Annotated in this window: 17 protein-coding genes; 2 read left to right on the top strand and 15 right to left on the bottom strand. The window is 64.5% G+C overall.

Annotated features, from left to right (window positions below):
- Window positions 1–11: 11 nt before the first annotated feature.
- Genes ACNO8X_RS12230 through ACNO8X_RS12190 form a run of 9 tightly spaced genes read right to left on the bottom strand, consistent with a single transcriptional unit; the run spans window position 12 to window position 9,560 of the window.
- On the bottom strand, window positions 12–1,244 hold the full coding sequence (locus ACNO8X_RS12230; RefSeq protein ID WP_418005492.1) for an MlaD family protein: 1,233 nt from the start codon (window positions 1,242–1,244) through the stop codon (window positions 12–14).
- A gap of 26 nt (window positions 1,245–1,270) precedes the next feature.
- On the bottom strand, window positions 1,271–2,386 hold the full coding sequence (locus ACNO8X_RS12225; protein ID WP_418005491.1) for an MlaD family protein: 1,116 nt from the start codon (window positions 2,384–2,386) through the stop codon (window positions 1,271–1,273).
- Complete coding sequence (locus ACNO8X_RS12220) at window positions 2,383–3,573, bottom strand: MCE family protein (RefSeq protein WP_418005490.1); 1,191 nt, start codon at window positions 3,571–3,573, stop codon at window positions 2,383–2,385. The genes ACNO8X_RS12225 and ACNO8X_RS12220 overlap by 4 nt, the downstream gene beginning before the upstream one ends.
- Window positions 3,570–4,634 (bottom strand): MCE family protein, encoded by a 1,065-nt coding sequence (locus ACNO8X_RS12215; RefSeq protein ID WP_418005489.1) that lies wholly within the window; start codon window positions 4,632–4,634, stop codon window positions 3,570–3,572. Before ACNO8X_RS12215 ends, ACNO8X_RS12220 begins: the two co-directional genes overlap by 4 nt.
- Window positions 4,631–5,680, bottom strand: a complete 1,050-nt coding sequence (locus tag ACNO8X_RS12210) for an MlaD family protein (protein ID WP_418005488.1) — start codon at window positions 5,678–5,680, stop codon at window positions 4,631–4,633. The genes ACNO8X_RS12215 and ACNO8X_RS12210 overlap by 4 nt, the downstream gene beginning before the upstream one ends.
- On the bottom strand, window positions 5,677–7,194 hold the full coding sequence (locus ACNO8X_RS12205) for an MCE family protein (RefSeq protein ID WP_133761645.1): 1,518 nt from the start codon (window positions 7,192–7,194) through the stop codon (window positions 5,677–5,679). Before ACNO8X_RS12205 ends, ACNO8X_RS12210 begins: the two co-directional genes overlap by 4 nt.
- On the bottom strand, window positions 7,194–8,051 hold the full coding sequence (locus ACNO8X_RS12200; RefSeq protein ID WP_418005487.1) for an MlaE family ABC transporter permease: 858 nt from the start codon (window positions 8,049–8,051) through the stop codon (window positions 7,194–7,196). The genes ACNO8X_RS12205 and ACNO8X_RS12200 overlap by 1 nt, the downstream gene beginning before the upstream one ends.
- Window position 8,052: 1 nt before the next feature.
- Complete coding sequence (locus ACNO8X_RS12195) at window positions 8,053–8,889, bottom strand: MlaE family ABC transporter permease (RefSeq protein WP_043985344.1); 837 nt, start codon at window positions 8,887–8,889, stop codon at window positions 8,053–8,055.
- A gap of 23 nt (window positions 8,890–8,912) precedes the next feature.
- On the bottom strand, window positions 8,913–9,560 hold the full coding sequence (locus ACNO8X_RS12190; RefSeq protein ID WP_313957377.1) for a TetR/AcrR family transcriptional regulator: 648 nt from the start codon (window positions 9,558–9,560) through the stop codon (window positions 8,913–8,915).
- 258 nt (window positions 9,561–9,818) lie between these two features.
- On the opposite strand from ACNO8X_RS12190, the gene ACNO8X_RS12185 reads away from it, so the two are divergent.
- Window positions 9,819–10,619, top strand: a complete 801-nt coding sequence (locus tag ACNO8X_RS12185; protein ID WP_418005486.1) for a crotonase/enoyl-CoA hydratase family protein — start codon at window positions 9,819–9,821, stop codon at window positions 10,617–10,619.
- On the opposite strand, the gene ACNO8X_RS12180 is transcribed toward ACNO8X_RS12185, so the two are convergent.
- From ACNO8X_RS12180 to ACNO8X_RS12160, 5 genes are all read right to left on the bottom strand, one after another.
- On the bottom strand, window positions 10,553–11,716 hold the full coding sequence (locus ACNO8X_RS12180) for a hypothetical protein (RefSeq protein WP_418005485.1): 1,164 nt from the start codon (window positions 11,714–11,716) through the stop codon (window positions 10,553–10,555). The genes ACNO8X_RS12185 and ACNO8X_RS12180 overlap by 67 nt on opposite strands.
- 54 nt (window positions 11,717–11,770) lie before the next feature.
- A complete protein-coding gene (locus ACNO8X_RS12175) occupies window positions 11,771–12,235 on the bottom strand; it encodes an RrF2 family transcriptional regulator (protein ID WP_418005484.1) in 465 nt (154 codons plus the stop codon).
- A 120-nt stretch (window positions 12,236–12,355) separates the two neighbouring features.
- Window positions 12,356–13,576, bottom strand: a complete 1,221-nt coding sequence (locus ACNO8X_RS12170) for an acyl-CoA dehydrogenase family protein (RefSeq protein ID WP_418005483.1) — start codon at window positions 13,574–13,576, stop codon at window positions 12,356–12,358.
- A 1-nt stretch (window position 13,577) separates the two neighbouring features.
- On the bottom strand, window positions 13,578–14,606 hold the full coding sequence (locus ACNO8X_RS12165) for a phosphotransferase family protein (RefSeq protein ID WP_418005482.1): 1,029 nt from the start codon (window positions 14,604–14,606) through the stop codon (window positions 13,578–13,580).
- Window positions 14,606–15,361, bottom strand: coding sequence for an SDR family oxidoreductase (locus ACNO8X_RS12160; RefSeq protein WP_418005481.1), 756 nt, complete (start codon window positions 15,359–15,361; stop codon window positions 14,606–14,608). Before ACNO8X_RS12160 ends, ACNO8X_RS12165 begins: the two co-directional genes overlap by 1 nt.
- Before the next feature lie 104 nt (window positions 15,362–15,465).
- Between ACNO8X_RS12160 and ACNO8X_RS12155 the strand changes: the two genes are divergently transcribed.
- A complete protein-coding gene (locus tag ACNO8X_RS12155; protein ID WP_418005480.1) occupies window positions 15,466–16,083 on the top strand; it encodes a QsdR family transcriptional regulator in 618 nt (205 codons plus the stop codon).
- 25 nt (window positions 16,084–16,108) lie between these two features.
- On the opposite strand, the gene ACNO8X_RS12150 is transcribed toward ACNO8X_RS12155, so the two are convergent.
- Window positions 16,109–17,248, bottom strand: a complete 1,140-nt coding sequence (locus ACNO8X_RS12150) for a Rieske 2Fe-2S domain-containing protein (protein WP_418005479.1) — start codon at window positions 17,246–17,248, stop codon at window positions 16,109–16,111.
- Window positions 17,249–17,266 lie beyond the last annotated feature (18 nt).

Here is a 17,266-nt window from a genome sequence, read left to right as displayed (position 1 = left end):
CTCGTGGCCCATCAGTTCGGCAGAGGCACCGGCATGACTGGACCTCCGTATGGGGTGTCAATGGTGTAGCCCGGGTAGTGCGGGGTCTTGTCGGTCACCGCGTGGGGGTCATATCCCGGCGGCGGGCCGGCAGTGTCGTCACCCGGTGGCCGCGGCGCATTCCGGGCGCCACGAACCAACAGCGATGGATCCTTGTCCTCACAGTAGGTGTACTTGTACGGCTCTGGGAAACTCGCATCCGATGGGGAGTGACGCGGCAGGTCGTAGTCGCACCGGTACTTCGGATAGATGTCACCCAGCGCCCAAATCCCGCCGTCGTGGACCATGGCGGAGAACCGGTCGATGAACGGATCACGGTCCGGCCGCCAGATGTACTCCAGCGCAGGGATTCGTTGGTAGATGATCTGCGACACCGTGGTCAGGTTCCCGAGGATCTGCACCACATTCTGGCGGTTGTCAGCGATGAGGTTGTCCAGCGTGGCCAACTGTGGCTCACCCCGCTCCACCAACGTGCGGAAGCCGCCGTCCATCTTGTTCACGCCGCCCAGCACCGCTTCCAGGCTCTTGGTCGTCGCCTGCAGGCCCGGACGGACGGCGGCGACAGTGCCGAACACCACCCGGGTGCTGCGGATCATGCTCGTGGTCTCCGGCAGCACTGAGTCGACGGTGTTCGCGAGCAAGCTGGCGCCGTCGAGGATCGCGGCGAGCTTGCGCGGGCCGTCCTTGGTCACATGCAGCTCGTTGAACATCTTGCCGAGCTTGTCTGCGTCCAGCTGCGCCAGCGCGCCGCGGCTGTGGTCGATGATGTGCGGCAGCGTCACCGGAATGCTGGCCTGCTTGCCCGAAATAACCGCGCCGTCAGCCAAATACGGTCCATTGCCACTGTCGGGACGGAAGTCCAGGTACTGCTCACCCGCCGCGGACAGACCCGACACCCGCACCGGCGAATCTTTCGGGATGCGGGCAGACGCGTCAATGGACGCGACCGCCTCGACACCGTTGTTGGTGAGATTGACGGCTGATACCCGGCCGATCGGGATGCCACGCAGCGTGACGTCTTGATTGGTCAGCAGCCCACCGGATTCGGGCAGCAAGATCCGCACCGCGATGGTCCGGTGCATCGGGTTGAACCGCAGGCCATCGATCGCGATGTAGGCGAAAGCCACCACCGCGGTCAGTGCCAGGCCGACCAGCGCCAGCAAGATCTTGCGGCTGGCCACTGCCTTGACAAAGCGAATAACCACTGCCAGAACGGAATTGAGAAGGGTGATCATGGGCGATCGGCCCCGTTGACTCGCCCGACAATCATGTTCCACTCGTACCGCAGGCTCCCGATCATCAGGTGCCAGTCGGTGCCGTCAGGTCCGTGGATGCCGGGGTCACCTGCGTAGTTCTTGTCCGGCAGGGCTCCGATCGCGATCTTCTCGATGGACGCAAGTCCATGCAGCGCAGCCGAATTCGTGGACTTGACCACGACGCCGATCAGTCGGTTGAATGCGGTCAGCGTCAGGTTCGGGTCCAACACGATGTCGTTGGAGACCTGTGACAGCTTGTTGATGTCGGCGATGAGGCTGCGGGTGTCGGTGCCCTGCATCGACGGGAACTTGGCCAGCTGCCGGGTGATCCTGCCGACGTTGTCGACCACATCCATGATCTGAGTGGTGTTGTCGGAGATGACGGCCAACGCCGGGCCGCCGGCCGACAACGCCGTGTCGATGGTCTGTTGGTGATTGGCCACTTCGGCAGCCATGTTGGACGTACTACGCAATGTCGAATCCAGTTGCGCCGAGCGCGCCGACATCTTCGACAAGAACTGATTTGTTTCCGAGATCAACCCGGCCAGTTTCTCCCCGCGGCCACCAACGACCCGGCCGGCACCGTTGACGTCGGTCGTCAAGGCACGGACGGCACCGCCGTTGACCAACATCGCCAGCGAATTGAGCAGTTCCTCGACCGTCGGCGCGGACGCCGTGTCCGCCAGTGGGATGGTGTCGCCACTGTGCAGCAGTGGGCCACCGTCTGTGCGCGACGGCGGACGAATCTGCAGGAACACGTCGCCCAATGGCGTGGCAGCACGCAATTCGGCGGTGCTGCCCACCGGCAGCGGCACATCCTTACGGATTTTCATGGCCACCCTGGCGGTGAAATCCTGCGCCTCGATAGAGGTGACTTCACCGATGTCGGCACCGTACAAACGCACCTTCGCCTTGGCCGGCAGATTCAGCGCATCGGTGAATACCGCATTCAACGAGTACGTCGGCCCACTCGATCCCGGGGAGGGCAAGGGCACACTGTCGAGGCCTGCGGCACAGCCGGTCATCAGCAGGACGCTGCCGAGCACAACGCTCCAGCGCGCGCCGCGAAGTACAGAGGTGGGACTGATCATCGTGTCGGCCCTGTCGGTGTAGCGGGTGCGGCCGGTGCCGGCTTCGCGCCGGGTTTGGGCGGTTCGCCCTGACCAGACGGACCGATGCCGTTGCCCATCAAGTCCAGCATCGAACCCAGGCCGAAATCTGGCCCGTAGTCCTGCAGGGTGCCTGTCGCACAACCGAGTTGCTTCAGGCCCATCAAGTTGCAGAGTTCCTTGTTCAGGTTGTTGTTGAGAATCACCTTGTCGGTCAACAGGTGGACGCGGATGCTACCGCCGACCGGGTCCAGGACGTTGTACAAGTTGTCGAGCGTCAGTGGCAGCACGTCAATGGTCTCCGTCAGCTCACGCTTGTTGTCGGCCAGCGATTTGGTCATCGTGTCCAGGTCACCGAATGCGCCCTTCAGCTGATCCCGGTGCCGATCCAGCAGACCGCTCACCTGCTGGAGGATCTCGTTGGCCTTGGCGCCGGTGCGCCCTGATCCCAGGTTCTGGTCCGCGAGGATGTCGCTGAGTTGGTGCACGTTGCTGCCGAAGGTGCGGATGGCGGCATCGTTGTCGGCCGCCGACTGGGTCAAATCCGAGACACTGCGGATGATCTGCTGCAGGTTCTGCTGGGTCTTGGCACCACCGTCAGGTCCGACCTTGAGCGCCTCGGACAATTTGGTCAGCGTCGACTTGATCTGGTCGCTGTTGCCCGCCGAGATCTGGGAGCCCAGATTCACCAGATCACCCAGCGGCCCACCGCCTTTGGCGTCACCGCGCAGGGCGGTACCGAGCTTGTCCATCATGGCCAGGGTCCGGTCGAATTCGACCGGGGTCCTGGTGTTCCCAATTCCGATCAGGTCACCGTCGCGGAGCTTTGCGCCACCACGGTACGGCGGGGTCAGCTCGATATGCCGGTCGGTGAGGATCGAGGCGGAAACGGTTGCGGCCACGACGTCGCTCGGGACGGGGACCTTCCGATCGATGTCCATGACGACCTCGACATAGCCACCCTTGTTCTCCACCGTGTCGACCCTGCCGACCTGCATACCCAGCACCGACACCGCGTTGCCGGGATACAGCCCGACGGCGTCCTCGAAGTGCGCAGTCACTCTGATGTCACGGTGCCAGAATCGCGGCACCATGATGGCCGCCGTCGTCACCAACGCCACGACCGCGATAACGGCGACCACGGCAATCATCAAGGTGCGCTTACTCATTTGCAGTCCTTGAAGTACTCGACGATGTTGAACTGACGGGCCCGGCCGCTGATGGCGCACATCCAGGAATCCACCATGAGACCACCGGACAGCGTCACATCCGCAGCATTCCCACTACCCAAGATGTTGGCGAAGTCGCGCGCCGCGATCGGCGCGTTCTGCAGGATGCTGCGAACGAGCGCATCATGGTCGGCCAGCATCTTGGCGAAGTCATGCAGGCTGTTGATCAGCGCGTCGAGTTGCGGCTCATCGCCCAGAATCGTATTCGCCCGGTCGGCCAGCAATGTCGCCCCGTCGAACAGGCGCTGCACCGCCGCCCGCCGCGTGGTGATTTCGCCGAGAATCTGGTTGCCCTGCAACACCAGTGCGCCCAGATCGGCCTTCTGCCGATGCAGAAGTGCCGCGATCGTATCGGCGTTGGAAATCAACGTGCCCAGCTGATCACGACGAGACTGGATCACGCCGGCAAGGGAATTGAGGTTGGTCAGCGCCTGCGGCAGAGCGTCGGGCAGGCCCTGCAGGCTGGCACTCATCACTCGCACCGACTCGGCGATCCGGTCAGCATCCAGCGGAGCCAGGGTGCTGGTCGCGCCCTCCAGCGTCTTCTGCAGGTCATACGGCACTTCAGTGTGACTCAATTTGATTGTGTTGCTTCGCAATTCACCGGAGCCCGCGGGGACGAGCTCCAGATAGCGCGAACCGAGAATGGTGGTGAGCTTGATCGCCGCGCGGGTCTCCGACCCCAGTCGCACGTTTTTGTCGGCTTTGAACGTGACTACCACGTGGTCGCCGGCCAAGGCGACGTCCTGCACCTCACCAACGTGGATGCCTGCGATCGTCACCCCATTGCCCGACTTGATGGCGGCGGCCTGGGCGAACTCGGCGGTGTACTGCTTCCTGCCGAAGTCCAGCACGCTGATCAGCACCACCGTGGCAACCATCACGACGATCACCGTCAGACCGATGACGCCGAGCCAGAACTTGTTGTAGTCCTCGAGAACTCGCTGCCGCCCACCCGGGATGTTCGCCGGGCGGAGCGGGCCACCGAACAGGCCGCTCATCGGCACACCGCCGTGTGCCACACTTCGTTGCCGTTACCCGGGGTGGCGGCGATGACGAAGTTCTGGAACCACTGCTTCAGTCCGCGCCACAGGGCGAAGTCGACGTCGCACGGATACGCGTTCAGGTACGTGCCGTCCTGCGTCATCCGGCTCAGACCCTTCAAGAGCAGGGGCACGTTGGCCATCATGTAGCCGAACCGGGCCTTTCCATCGGTGGTGCTGTACTTCAAGAAGCCCGGATCGCGGGCGATGAACTGCTGCATGTTCGGGGTGATCGCGTTGACGATCTGCGACAGCCGATTCACATTCGCAGTGATCGACCCCACCGAAGCGAGCAGTTCCTCACGCCGACCATTGAACGCCGCCAGCGACGCCGACGTCTGGCTCAGCATCGTCTCCAGGTTCTGGCTCTGCTTGGCCAGCGTCGTCATCAACTTGTCCAGGTTGGCGATCAGATCACCCAGCGCCGCATCCGGACCCGCCAGCGTCTGCGTCAACACGGAGGCCTGAGTGGTCAACGTCAACAGCGAGCCCTGGTTGCCCTGGAACGCCTGGATGATGGCGCCCGTCAGGTTGTCCACCTGTTTCGGGTCGAGCTCGGTGAACAGCGGCTCAAAACCGTTGAGCATGTACGAGATATCGAATGACGGATTGGTCCGACTCTCCGGAATCTGCGCGCCGGCAGGCAGTTTCCGCTTTTCACCCTCGCCCTGGCTGAGTCCGACGTAGCGCTGCCCGATGATGTTCTGGTACGTCACCGAGGCCAGCGTGTTGGTGTAGAGGGTCTGGTTGCTGTGCACCTGGAAGGTGACCTTGGCCCGATAGTCGGAGGTCAGGTCGATCTTGTCGACGCGGCCCACCCGAACGCCGGCCACCCGGACGTCATCGCCCTCGGCCAGGCCCGATACATCTTTGAACATGGCCGAGTAGCTCGTGGTCGGCCCGGCAATGTTGCGCTGCAAGGTGGCGAACACCATCCACGTGACTGCGACCGAAAAGACCAGAAACAGAGTCAGGAACAGGACGGTGGTGCGTTTCAGTTTCATCGCTGCCCCTCCGGAATCGGAGTGACCTGTACGTCTTGCCCGCGGGTAACGGGACCCAGCAACAGTTGGGTCGCGGATGTGGCTGGGCCACCGACGATCTTGCTCAACTGATCCTTCTCAACGTCGCTACCGACCGGCCCGACTGTTCCGCCGTAGAGCGGCGCGGACTGTTGCTGAATCTGGGCGGGTGCGCCGGCTTCCGCGGGCAGCGGTGGCCCTGCGGGGGCCGGCACGGCCTGGGGCCCCGGAGCGGGCGCCGCCTGAGGTGCCGGGGGCGCATCGGGGTCCGGCGGCCCGGGGAAATCGGGCACGATCGGCACCGAGAACCGCGGCGGAGCGGTGTTGGGGTAATTCTCGGGAACCCATGCAGGCGGGGCCATGCCCATAGAGGCCAACCCCGGGATGAGGTCAGGCGCCGTCGGCGTTTCCGGCGCAGTGTGGCAGCTCGGCCCCTCCATTGCCCCATACCGCGGGCAGTCGGCCCGGGTGTACTGCCGTGACGGATTCATCGAGATGACCGCCTTGACGGTCAACAGGTTGGTCACCGGGTTCCAGGCTTCGTCGTATGCCTTGTTCGCAAGGGCCTGCAGCCGTGTCGAAATACCGTGGAACTCGCCGGCATGGTCCGCGATCACACCCAGCCCCGGTGTCAGGCCGGTGCTGACCTGGATCATCCGGTCGATCTGGTGGTCGAACGCATCACCGAGTGTGCCCGTGGTCTTCAGCCCGCCGGCGAGGAAACTGGTCAACTGCGAACGCTTTTCGGCAAGCGTCCGCATCGGCTTGACCGAACTGTCCAATGCGGCGAACAGATCCGGTGACACCGTACGCAGGCTCTCGGATGCCGCTTTGAGTGCCGACAGCGTCGTCGGCCCGGTGTCGTCGGAGGCCACCACCGAATTCAGTTGCTGCATAACCCTGTTGAGACCACCGCCGGCATCGGTGAGCTTCTGCCCACGGCCGTGAGTGGCCTCGGAGATGGCCGCGAAGACACCGACGTTGTTCGCATCGGGTGACTGACCGACAGCCTTGAGCAGCTGGCGCAGCTTGGCTAGCACATTCTGGAACAGCACCGTGGGCAGGGTCTGGTCTTCCATGACCACATCGCCCGAACGGATGGGCCGCGCGCCGCTGCCGTTCTGCACCAGCTGCACAGCCGACACTGCAAAGAGGTTCGCCGGCACCACGCGAGCGGTCACATTGTCGGGAATCTGCGGCGCGAACTGCGGCTGGATGTTGACGTGCACCACGTTCGGCTGGCCGTGCTGCGAGGGTGTCACGCTCGACACCATGCCGACGATGACGCCGCGGAACTTCACATCCGAACGCTCCGGCAGCCCGTCACCGATGTTGATGAGCTTGAGGTCGACCCGGATGAAATCATCGAGCTTGCCTTGGGATTTGACCACCATCAGCACCGCGGCGATCGCGGCGATGACTGCGAAAATCGTGCCGATCACGCCCAGCTTGCGGTCGGTCGAGCCGCGCGGGTCGTGATCGAACGAGTTACCCATCAGCCACCGAACCTTGCGCCGCTGATGACGCCCCACAGCGCCATCGTGAGCAGCATGTTGACGATCATCACCACGGTGACACTGCCGCGCATCGCCCGACCGGCCGCCACCCCGACACCTGCCGGACCACCTGAGGCGAAGTAGCCGTAGTAGCACTGCATGGTCGAGGAAATGAACACGAACACCACCGCTTTGATCGTCGCGAACAGCACATCCCGGCCCTCCAGGAACAGACCGAAGTAATGCAGATAGGTGCCCGTGGACTGGCCGGCGATCACACTGACCAGCTGGCACGACAGGTAAGCCAGGGCCAACGACGCCAGAAACAGCGGCACCACCGCGATGATCGAGGCCATCACCCGCGTGGCCACCAGATACGCCACCGAATTGATCCCGAGGGTGTCCAGCGCGTCGATCTCATCATTGATCCGCATGGCGCCCAGCTGCGCGGTGAACCGGCAGCCGGCCTGCGCGATGAACGCCATGGCGATCATCGCCGGCGCAAGTTCTCGCGTGGTGGCGAACGACGACACCAGACCCGTTGCCGGCCCCAACCCCAACAGGTTCAGCGCGTTGTAGCCCTCGATCGCCACCAGCGCCCCGGCCGTAACGCCCAGCACCCCAGCCACATTCAGGGTGCCGCCGCCGACCACGATCGAGCCGTTACCCCACGTGATGTCCGACAGCAGCCGCAGGAACTCCTTGCGGTAGCGAACCCACATCGTGGGCATGGCCAGCACCACCCTGCCGAAGAACTCGACCATGTGACCGGTGCGCCCGGCCGCCTTCAGCAGCCCGTTGCCGACCGCGGCGACCGGCCGCAGCAGCTGCGGGGTGAATGTTGAGGGAGCTGCCATGTCAGATCGACGTCTTCGGGAAGATGATGACGTACAGCTGACTCATCACAACGTTGACGATCATCATCAGCAGCACCGACTCGACCACCGCGGCGTTGACCGAGTTGGCCACACCGGCCGGACCACCACGGGTATCGAGCCCCTTATGGCAACTGATCACCGCCACGATCACGCCGAAGACGATCGCCTTGACCATCGCCAGCGCCAGGTCCCCGACCGTCGAGAACGACGAGAACGTCGCAATGAACGAACCCGGGGTGCCGTTCTGCAGGTACACGTTGAACATGTAGCTCGCCAGATACCCGACGAAGCTGGTGACGCCGGTGAGCAGCACACCGATGAGCACCAGTGCGACCAGCCGCGGCACCACCATCCGCTGGATCGGGGAAACGCCCATGACCTCCATCGCGGCGATCTCCTCACGCATGGTGCGCGACCCGAGGTCGGCGCAGACGGCCGAACCGACGGCCGTCGCCAGCAACAGCGACGCGACCAGCGGGGCGCCCTGGCGGATGACCACCAGACCCGTGGCCGCACCCGACAACGACGACGCACCGACCTGGCCGGCCAGCAGGGCGAACTGGATCGACAATGTCACGCTGATCGGGATGGTCACCAGAACCGTTGGCGTGAAAGCGGTTCCGGCCATGAACGCGGCCTGATCCAGGAACTCGCGCCACTGGAAAGTCCGCTTGACGATGTCGCGGAACAGATACTCCAAGGCTCGCAACCCGAGCACGATCTGACCGCCCGCGGTACTCAGCGATGCGATCGGATGGTTCTGCAGGTAACGGCGCACCCACTCGATGGCCTCGTTGATCGCCGGCCACTTCGCCAGCCCTCCGGTTTGTGCTTGGTCGGTCACAGCGCGGCTGCTTCCCGGCCGGATTCCGGCCACTCGGTGGCGATGCCACGGCACACCAGTTCGTTGCTTGCGAAGGTCTGCGCGAGCAGTTCCTCACGGCTCGGCTTCTGCCCGTAGCGCAGGGCGATACCGAACGGGATGGCGCAGATCGTCTGGGCGGTGGCCCGCACGTCGACGTCGGCCCGGATGTAACCCTGCTTGATGCCGTCGCGCAGCATCGTCGCGAGGACGCGGGCGCCGTCGTCGAAGAGGTGCTGGAATTCCTCGGTCATCTGCTGATCGACGCCGGCCGCCTGCACCACGATCAACTGCATCAGGCGCGGCTCATCGGCCAGTAGTTCGCTGTAGGCCATCCCGATACCGAGCAGGTGATCGCGGAACTCGGTGATGGATGCCAGCCGTCCCGGCGTCGAGTCACCGATCGCGGCGAGCACGCGGGCGTTGACCTGGCGCACTGCGTGGTCGACGATGTCGCGCTTGTTCTCGAAGTACCGGTAGAACATCGAATGCCCGGACCCGAGCCGCTTGGCGATGTGACTGATCGAGGTCTGGTGATATCCGCGCTCGGCGAACTCCGCCAAGGCAGCTTCGATGACCTCTTCGCGCACCAGCTCAGCGCGTTTCGCGCGCTGGCGTTCCGCCATGGTCGCCCGCGCCTCGCCTGTCACGCGGATCACAGTAGCGCATCGATTCCGATTCCGGACACACTCTTCGCGAAACGGAATCAATTGTCTCGGGAGTAAACGCCGGGCGGTGCGTGGTTTGCTGAAAATCGCAGAGTGGCACTGCCGCAGGACAGTAGGGCGACCCTCGCGGCCATGTGGCCGTTTCTGCATTTTCACCAAAAGCCCACAGCTTCGGCGGTTGCCGTGGTAGCGCCCGGGCCGCACTATCCTGCGTTCATGACAACGGACCGGATCACTGTCGACATCCGCGACGGCATCGCCTACGCAACGCTCAACCGGGCGGACAAGATGAACAGCCTGGATCTGCCCATGCTGGAAGCGCTCGCCACCGTCCCCGGCCAGCTGGCCCGCGATCGTTCGGTGCGGGTCGTGATCCTGCGCGGTGACGGACGCGCGTTCTGCACCGGACTGGACTTCGCCGGCGCCAAACTGCAGGGGTTGAGCGCCGTGCGCAACTTCGGCAAGCTCCCCGGACAGAAGACCAACCTGTTCCAGCAGGCCTGCTGGGCGTGGCGCGAGCTGCCGGTCCCGGTGATCGCGGCAGTACACGGCCATTGCTACGGCGGTGGCCTGCAGGTTGCCCTGGCCGCGGACTTCCGGATCGCGACGCCGGATTGCAAGCTGTCGATCATGGAGGCCCGGTGGGGACTGATCCCCGACATGACCGGGTCGGTGACGCTGCGCGAACTCCTGCCGATGGATGTGGCCAAACGGCTGACCATGACCGCCGAGGTGTTTTCCGGGACCGAAGCCCTGGGCTACGGACTGGTGACATCGGTCGCCGACGACCCGTTGGCAGCAGCCGAGGAGTTGGCCGCACAACTGGTCGAGCGCTCCCCCGACGCGCTGGCCGCCACCAAGAAACTGTTCGACTCGACGTGGACGTCGACGCCGCGCTCAGCGTTCTGGACCGAGTCGTTGTTGCAGCTGCGGCTGCTTCGGGGGCGCAATCACCGATTGGCGCGCAAGGCCGGGCGGGACGGCAGTCCGGATTGGGCGCCGCGGTCGTTGGACTGAACTCCCGATTTGCCGTCTGACTCGGTCTTGGACTTCGGCTTGGGCTTGGACGTCAGTGCTTTCGTCAGCCCTTTCGCCAGACCGGCCAGCGGGTTGAGGACCTGACCGCGCGGCTTCGGCGGCGTCGACTTCTTCACGTCGTCGATCGGTGCCGACAGCTCCGTCTTCTCGGACTTGGGCAGTGACGTCGGCAGCGTCGGAGCTACGGCAGAGGTGCTGACGACCTTGGGCGCTGCCGCCGGCGCAGCAGCGCCGAAGGGCACGGCAGCGCCGGATTGCATGGCCGCGGCGCGCACCTTGTTGACCTCGGTGACGATCGTGTTCGCGATGACGGTGCCGGCCGCGGTGACCACGCCGACGGCGGTTTGGACACCTGCCATCACCGCGCGCACCGGGTTACCGCTTTTCGCCAGTTCCTGAGCGACGGCGTCGGGCACGTGGAATGCACCCGCGAGGAAGTCGTTGAAGGCCGGGAAGATCACGGCCGCAACCACATTGATGACGCCGATCACCGCGACCTGGAACACGCCGCGCGGCTGGACGGTCGGCTCGGGGTTCCGTACGACGGGCGCGTTGAGCGCGTCGTAGGTCTGCTGACGGAACTGTTGGAACGCGTTCAAGACGGCCCCCGGACCGCCCGTGATCGCGGGCGGGATGTTGAGCAGACCCACCACTGCGACCTCGAACGCGTTCAGCGCCCGCTTTGCGGGAATGGCCGCATCCGCATCGATCGCGCGATCCATGGCTGCGGCGGTGGGCCCCGTCATCGACGCGCCGGCGATGCCGAGCGCCTTGAGCGGACCGTTCGCCGGCAGCGCCGCGAGGAACACGCCCGGCTCCAGCAGCGTCGTCGTGATGCCCGTCGTGACGGTCTGCGCCAGCAGCGGACAGATGATCGAGCAGTAGATCCCCTGGTTCTGCACGAAACTGGTGATCAACCCGCCCGGCGGAACCGTTGCGGCCAAACGGATTTCCCGAGTCACGGTCGGTGGCGAGGAATGCTCGACGGTCGGGGCGACCGGTATCAGTGGTGCGACGACCACCAGGGCCACGGTGGTTGCCGCGAGGTCAGCGGGCAGGCGTGCGGAAAGTTGCATCGTGGTCCCCTTGCACAGCGGTTATGGGCACCACGAATTAGCGAGCCATTCGGTTCAATCGGAACGGGAATCGATCTGCGCGGCCAGCGCACCGAGGCTGATGAGCAGTTTCCTGGTCGGCGGCTGCGCGAGGTCGGCGACCGTCGTGGTGTTCAGCGACGCATAGAACGCCGCTTTCGCCTGCGCCAACGCCGAGCGGAGCCGGCACGCCGATTGCAGCGGGCAATCGAGTCCGCTGCAATCGACCAGCTCGGTGTCGCCGTCGTCTTCCAGCGACTGCACGACGTCGCCCAGCCGCGCCACGCGGCCGGCAGCCGTCAGGGCCAATCCGCCACCACGGCCGCGGTCGGCATCGAGCCATCCGGAAGCGGCCAGGTGCGCGCATGCCTTCGTCGCGTGCGTGTACGAGATCTGCATCTCCTCGGCGATCTGGCGCGTCGATATCCGCTGCCGGCCGTCTTCGGCGGCGAGCCGGATCAATATCCGCAACCCGACGTCACTGAAACCGGTTAGCCGCACCCGACCACGCTATTTGAATCGTCATTTCTGATGCAAATAAAAGTAGCCCGACCACAATGTCGGCCTGAGAGCGCGGTTGAGGATATATAGCCTCATTGGCGCTCTCAGACCGACATTGCGTCAACTCACCAGGTGCTTCTTCAACTCCGTGCGCGCGAGGGCGTTCTTGTGCACCTCGTCGGGCCCGTCGGCGAAACGCAGGGTGCGGATGCCCGCATACATCGCGGCGAGCGGGAAGTCCTGCGATACACCGCCGGCGCCGTGCACCTGAATGGCCTTGTCCAGAATCCACTGCACCGTCAGCGGCGTGGCGATCTTGATGGACTGAATCTCGGTGTGCGCACCACGATTTCCCACGGTGTCCATCAGCCAGGCGGTCTTGAGCACCAGCAATCGCAGTTGCTCGACTCGCACGCGCGATTCGGCGATCCAGTCGCGAATCACGCCCTGCTCGGCCAGCGGCTTGCCGAACGCGACGCGACTGGCGGCCCGCCGGCACATCATTTCGATGGCACGCTCCGCAACACCGATGGCCCGCATGCAGTGGTGGATGCGGCCCGGCCCGAGGCGAGCCTGGGCGATGGCGAATCCGCCGCCTTCTTCACCGATCAGGTTCGACACCGGCACCCGCACATCGGTGAACCGCAGTTCGGCATGGCCGCCGTGGTCGTTGTCGTCGTAGCCGAACACCTCCATGCCGCGCAGCACCTCGAGCCCCGGGGTGTCCCTGGGAACGAGGATCTGCGACTGCTGACGATGGCGCTCCGAACCGGGGTCGGTCTTGCCCATGACGATGAAGACGGCGCAGTTGGGATTCATCGCTCCGGTGATCCACCATTTGCGACCGTTGATCACGTAGTCGTCGCCGTCACGGACGATGGACAGCTCGACATTGGTGGCATCGGAGCTGGCCACGTCCGGCTCGGTCATCGCGAAGGCGGACCGAATCTCTCCGGCCAGCAATGGCTCCAGCCATTGGCGCTGCTGCGCTTCGGTGCCGAATTCATTGAGCACCTCCATGTTTCCGGTGTCCGGTGCCGCACAGTTGAAGACCGCGGGCGCCAATTGGATACTGCGGCCGGTGATTTCGGCGAGCGGCGCATACTGCAGGTTGGTCAAACCGGCACCCTTGGAGCCGGGCAGGAACAGATTCCACAAGCCGCGACTACGGGCCTCGGCGCGCAGCTCGGTGAGCACCGGGACGCTGTCCCAGGCCCACCGGTCGTCCAGAGCCGCCAGCTGCTCATGGAACGTCTTCTCGGCGGGATAGACGTGGCTGTCCATGAACGCCGTCAGTTCGGCGACCATTTCGTTGGTCTTGGCGTCGTACGCGAATTCCATGTCAGTTCTCCTTCAATGCGTTCAGTCCGGCGTCCAGCAGGGAGTGCACCGCGTCCCCGGCGAACGCGAACCCGTCGCCCACGGTCTGCCCGTTGACGTATCGGTAGTGGATACCTTCGAAAATGCCCGCCATCTTGAAGAAGGCCAGGGCCAGATAGAACCCGAAATCGCCCAGGCCGCGGCCGATTCCGGCGCTGTAGCGGTCGATGATCTCCTGCTCCGAGAGGAAGCCGGGCGCTTCGCTGACGTCGGAGACCTCTCCGATGCCCGACGCCGCCAACCGTCCGTAAGCCACCATCAATGCCAGATCGGTGAGCGAATCACCGATGGTGGACAGCTCCCAGTCCAGCACCGCCGCCGGCTGCCCGGCCGCGTCCATCAGGACATTGTCGAGGCGATAGTCGCCATGCACGATGCCCGGCGACGAGTCGGCCGGAACCCGCCCCGACAGCGCCTGATATAGCGCTTCCATGGCGGGCAGATCCCGGGTGCGGGCAGCGGCGAACTGCTTGTGCCAGCGCCCGACCTGACGCCCGAGAAACGCTTGCGGCCGACCGAAATCCGCCAGACCCACCGACGCCGGGTCGACCGAATGCACTGCGATCAGGGTATCGACCAGCCGCTCGGAGATAACCCTGGTGCGCTCGGCACCCAGCGCCCGCAGTTCGGCCGCCTGCCGGTACGGGGATCCGTCGACCTCGGCCATCACATAGAACGGGGCACCGAGCACCGACACGTCGTCGCAGAAGCCGTACATAGCGGGCACCGGTACCGCGGTGGGCGCGAGCGCCGACATCATCCGGTATTCGCGGCCCATGTCGTGCGCCGTGGCAAGAAGCTCACCCACTGGCGGACGGCGAACGATCCACGACGAATCACCGTCTGTGACAAGGTAAGTCAGATTCGACTTGCCGCCGGCGATCAGCGTCGCCGACAGCGTCGCGCCGGCACCGGGCACCGCGGACGGCAGCCAATCTCCGAGCTTGTCCAAATCCAGCCCGGGCAACTCGAGATGCGTGTCGGCAGCCATCAGACCCCGCCGCCCAGGAGCACGCCACCATCGATGGTCAATGTCTGCCCGGTCATCCAGCCGGCATCGTCCGACAACAGGAATGCCACCACCGAACCGATATCTTCGGGCACGCCAAGACGTTTGAGCGGGTAGTTCGCACTGACCTCGTCCTCACGGCCCTCGTACAGCGCGGTCGCGAAGCGCGTCTTGACGACGGCGGGCGCGACGGCGTTGACCCGAATGTTCGGCCCCAGCTCGACCGCCAGTTCCTCGGTGAGGTGAATGACCGCGGCTTTTGAGACGCCATAGAACGCGATGCCCGGAGCAGGCCGCAGGCCGGCGATGGACGCGACGTTGACGATCGCTCCGCCGTGTTCGGCCTGCCAAGCTCGATTCACCTTCTGCACCCACGACAGCGCCGACAGCACGTTGACTTCCAGAATCTTGCGCGCGGCGTCCATGTCGATATCCATGAGCGGCCCGTACACCGGGTTGATGCCGGTGTTGTTCACGAACAGATCGGCGCTGCCGAACGTCGCAATTGCCTTGGCCACCACAGCATCCTGGTGCTCGGCGTCATCACCACGGCCGGCCACGGCGAGCGCGACATCCGGCCCACCGAGAGCCGCAACAGCGGCATCGAGCGCGTCCTGCTTGCGGGCAGTGATAACGACCTTGGCGCCTTCGGTGACCAGTCGCTGGGCGATGGCGAATCCGATGCCACGACTGGCACCCGTGACGATCGCGGTTTTTCCTTCGAATCGCGTGCTCATGTCAACTTCCTCGTCGAGTTTCGGTACCTGGCCCCACCCAGTGGGACACATAGTCGAAGTGTGCCACACTGGCACACGGCGGTGCAATGTCCCATAATGGGTGGATGTCCGGAGCAGAATCGACGACGCATCCCCCGCGACTGGGGACGGCACTGAGCCGACAGGCCGCAGTCGATGCCGCAACCCGGCTGTACCTGGCGGGCGACCCGGTCGACATGTCGGCGCTGGCCACCGAACTCGGGATCGGCCGTTCTACTCTCTATCGACTGGTCGGCAATCGCGAAGACCTGCTCAGCACCGTGCTTGCCGAGGCCACCGAACGCACCTTCCGCCGTTCGGTCGCCAAGATCAGTGCCGGCAACGGCGATACCGTCGGCGTCGACAGGCTCCTGGCAGTCATGGAGCATTTCCTCAACGCGGTGGCCGACGCCAAGCCGCTGCAGGCGGTATCCCAACGCGAGCCATTGCTGATCGTCCGGCTGATGCTGCTGCCCGGACTCGTGGAGCAGACCGCCGGTCGCCTGATCGGCGAGGTGCTGGAGGCCGAGGTGGCCTCAGGTCGGCTGGAATTACCGCTGCCGCCAAGCACTTTCGGGCTGGCACTCATCCGGATGTGCGATGCCCACCTCTACGCCCCACTCCTCGGCGGCGGACCACCCGAGATCGACACCGCGCTCGATCTGGTTGCCGCGTTCCTCGGCCGCAGCCGAGCTGACAGCTGAACAGCCGTCAGTTCCGTAGCGGCGGTTACGCCGACGACGTCGCCGCCAGATTCTGTGCCACTTCGGCTTCCCAGTTCTCGATGGAATGCGTGGTGTCGATCTCGAACTCGAAGCGGTCCGTCATATCCGGCGTCACGTCTTCGACATCGACATAGAACTGCTCGTACCAACGGCGCTGCTGATACACCGGGCCGTCTTCTTCGGTGAGCAGCGGGTTGTCGATGCGGGCCTTGTGCTTCCAGATTTCGACGTCCTGCTCGAAGCCCGTCTGGACCCCATCGATGAAAGTCCTTGCCAGTTCCGCATTCTGCTCTTCGGTCATGTTCGGGAGCTTCTTCACGATGGCCCCGTACTGCAGCACGAACGAGTTCGGGCTGACCGGATAGTGCGAGTTGATCAGGATGGTCTCGACAGTCATGCCGTTGGCCACGCTGCGCAGCCGGTCGATCATGTACGACGGCCCGAAATACGAAGCCTCCGAATAGAGAATGGAGGACGGGTCATGGAAGGTGCTGACGACCATGTCGTCGCGGGGCGTCGAATCCATCACCTGGGTGGCGACGTGACCTTCGAAGATGTTCTTGAAGTTCCGGGGAAATGCGTAGTGCACGTAGAAGAAATGCGCCATGTCGACGTTGTTGTCGATGATCTCGCGGCAGTGCGAACCTTCGATCAACTGGATGTTCCAGGTCCAGTCGGTCCAGGCGTCCGTGCCGTACCCCTCGATCTCGGGGATGTCGACCTCCGGCGGCGGAGTGTTGCCCTGCGGGTCATTCCAGACGAACAGTTGCCCGTTGCGCTCCAGCGTGAGCCATGAGCGGGTGCGTGCCAGCCGCGGGGTTCGCTTGGAGTAGGGCACCAATGTGCACTTGCCGTCGCCGCCCCAGCGCCAGTCATGGAACGGGCACGCGATCGAGTCACCTTTGACGCTGCCGTGCGCCAGGTTGCCACCCATGTGGCGGCAGTAGGCGTCGAGCACGTTGAGCCGGCCCTGACTGTCGGCGAAGACCACCAATGACGTTCCGAAGGCGTCGATCTGGTGTGGTGCACCGTCATTGAAATCGCGGATCAGGCCGAGGCAGTGCCAGCCGCGGGCGAATCTGGTCGGGTCCTCCCCCGCCTCGATCTGACGGATTTCAGCCCACTCCTGCTCGGCGACCGACATACGCTCCTCCATCGTTGT

This window comes from Mycobacterium sp. PDNC021, assembly GCF_048282635.1.
Classification (GTDB): Bacteria; Actinomycetota; Actinomycetes; order Mycobacteriales; family Mycobacteriaceae; genus Mycobacterium; species Mycobacterium llatzerense.
Note: the sequence above shows the minus strand (reverse complement) of the source record. Positions and strands in the feature narration are given on the sequence as shown.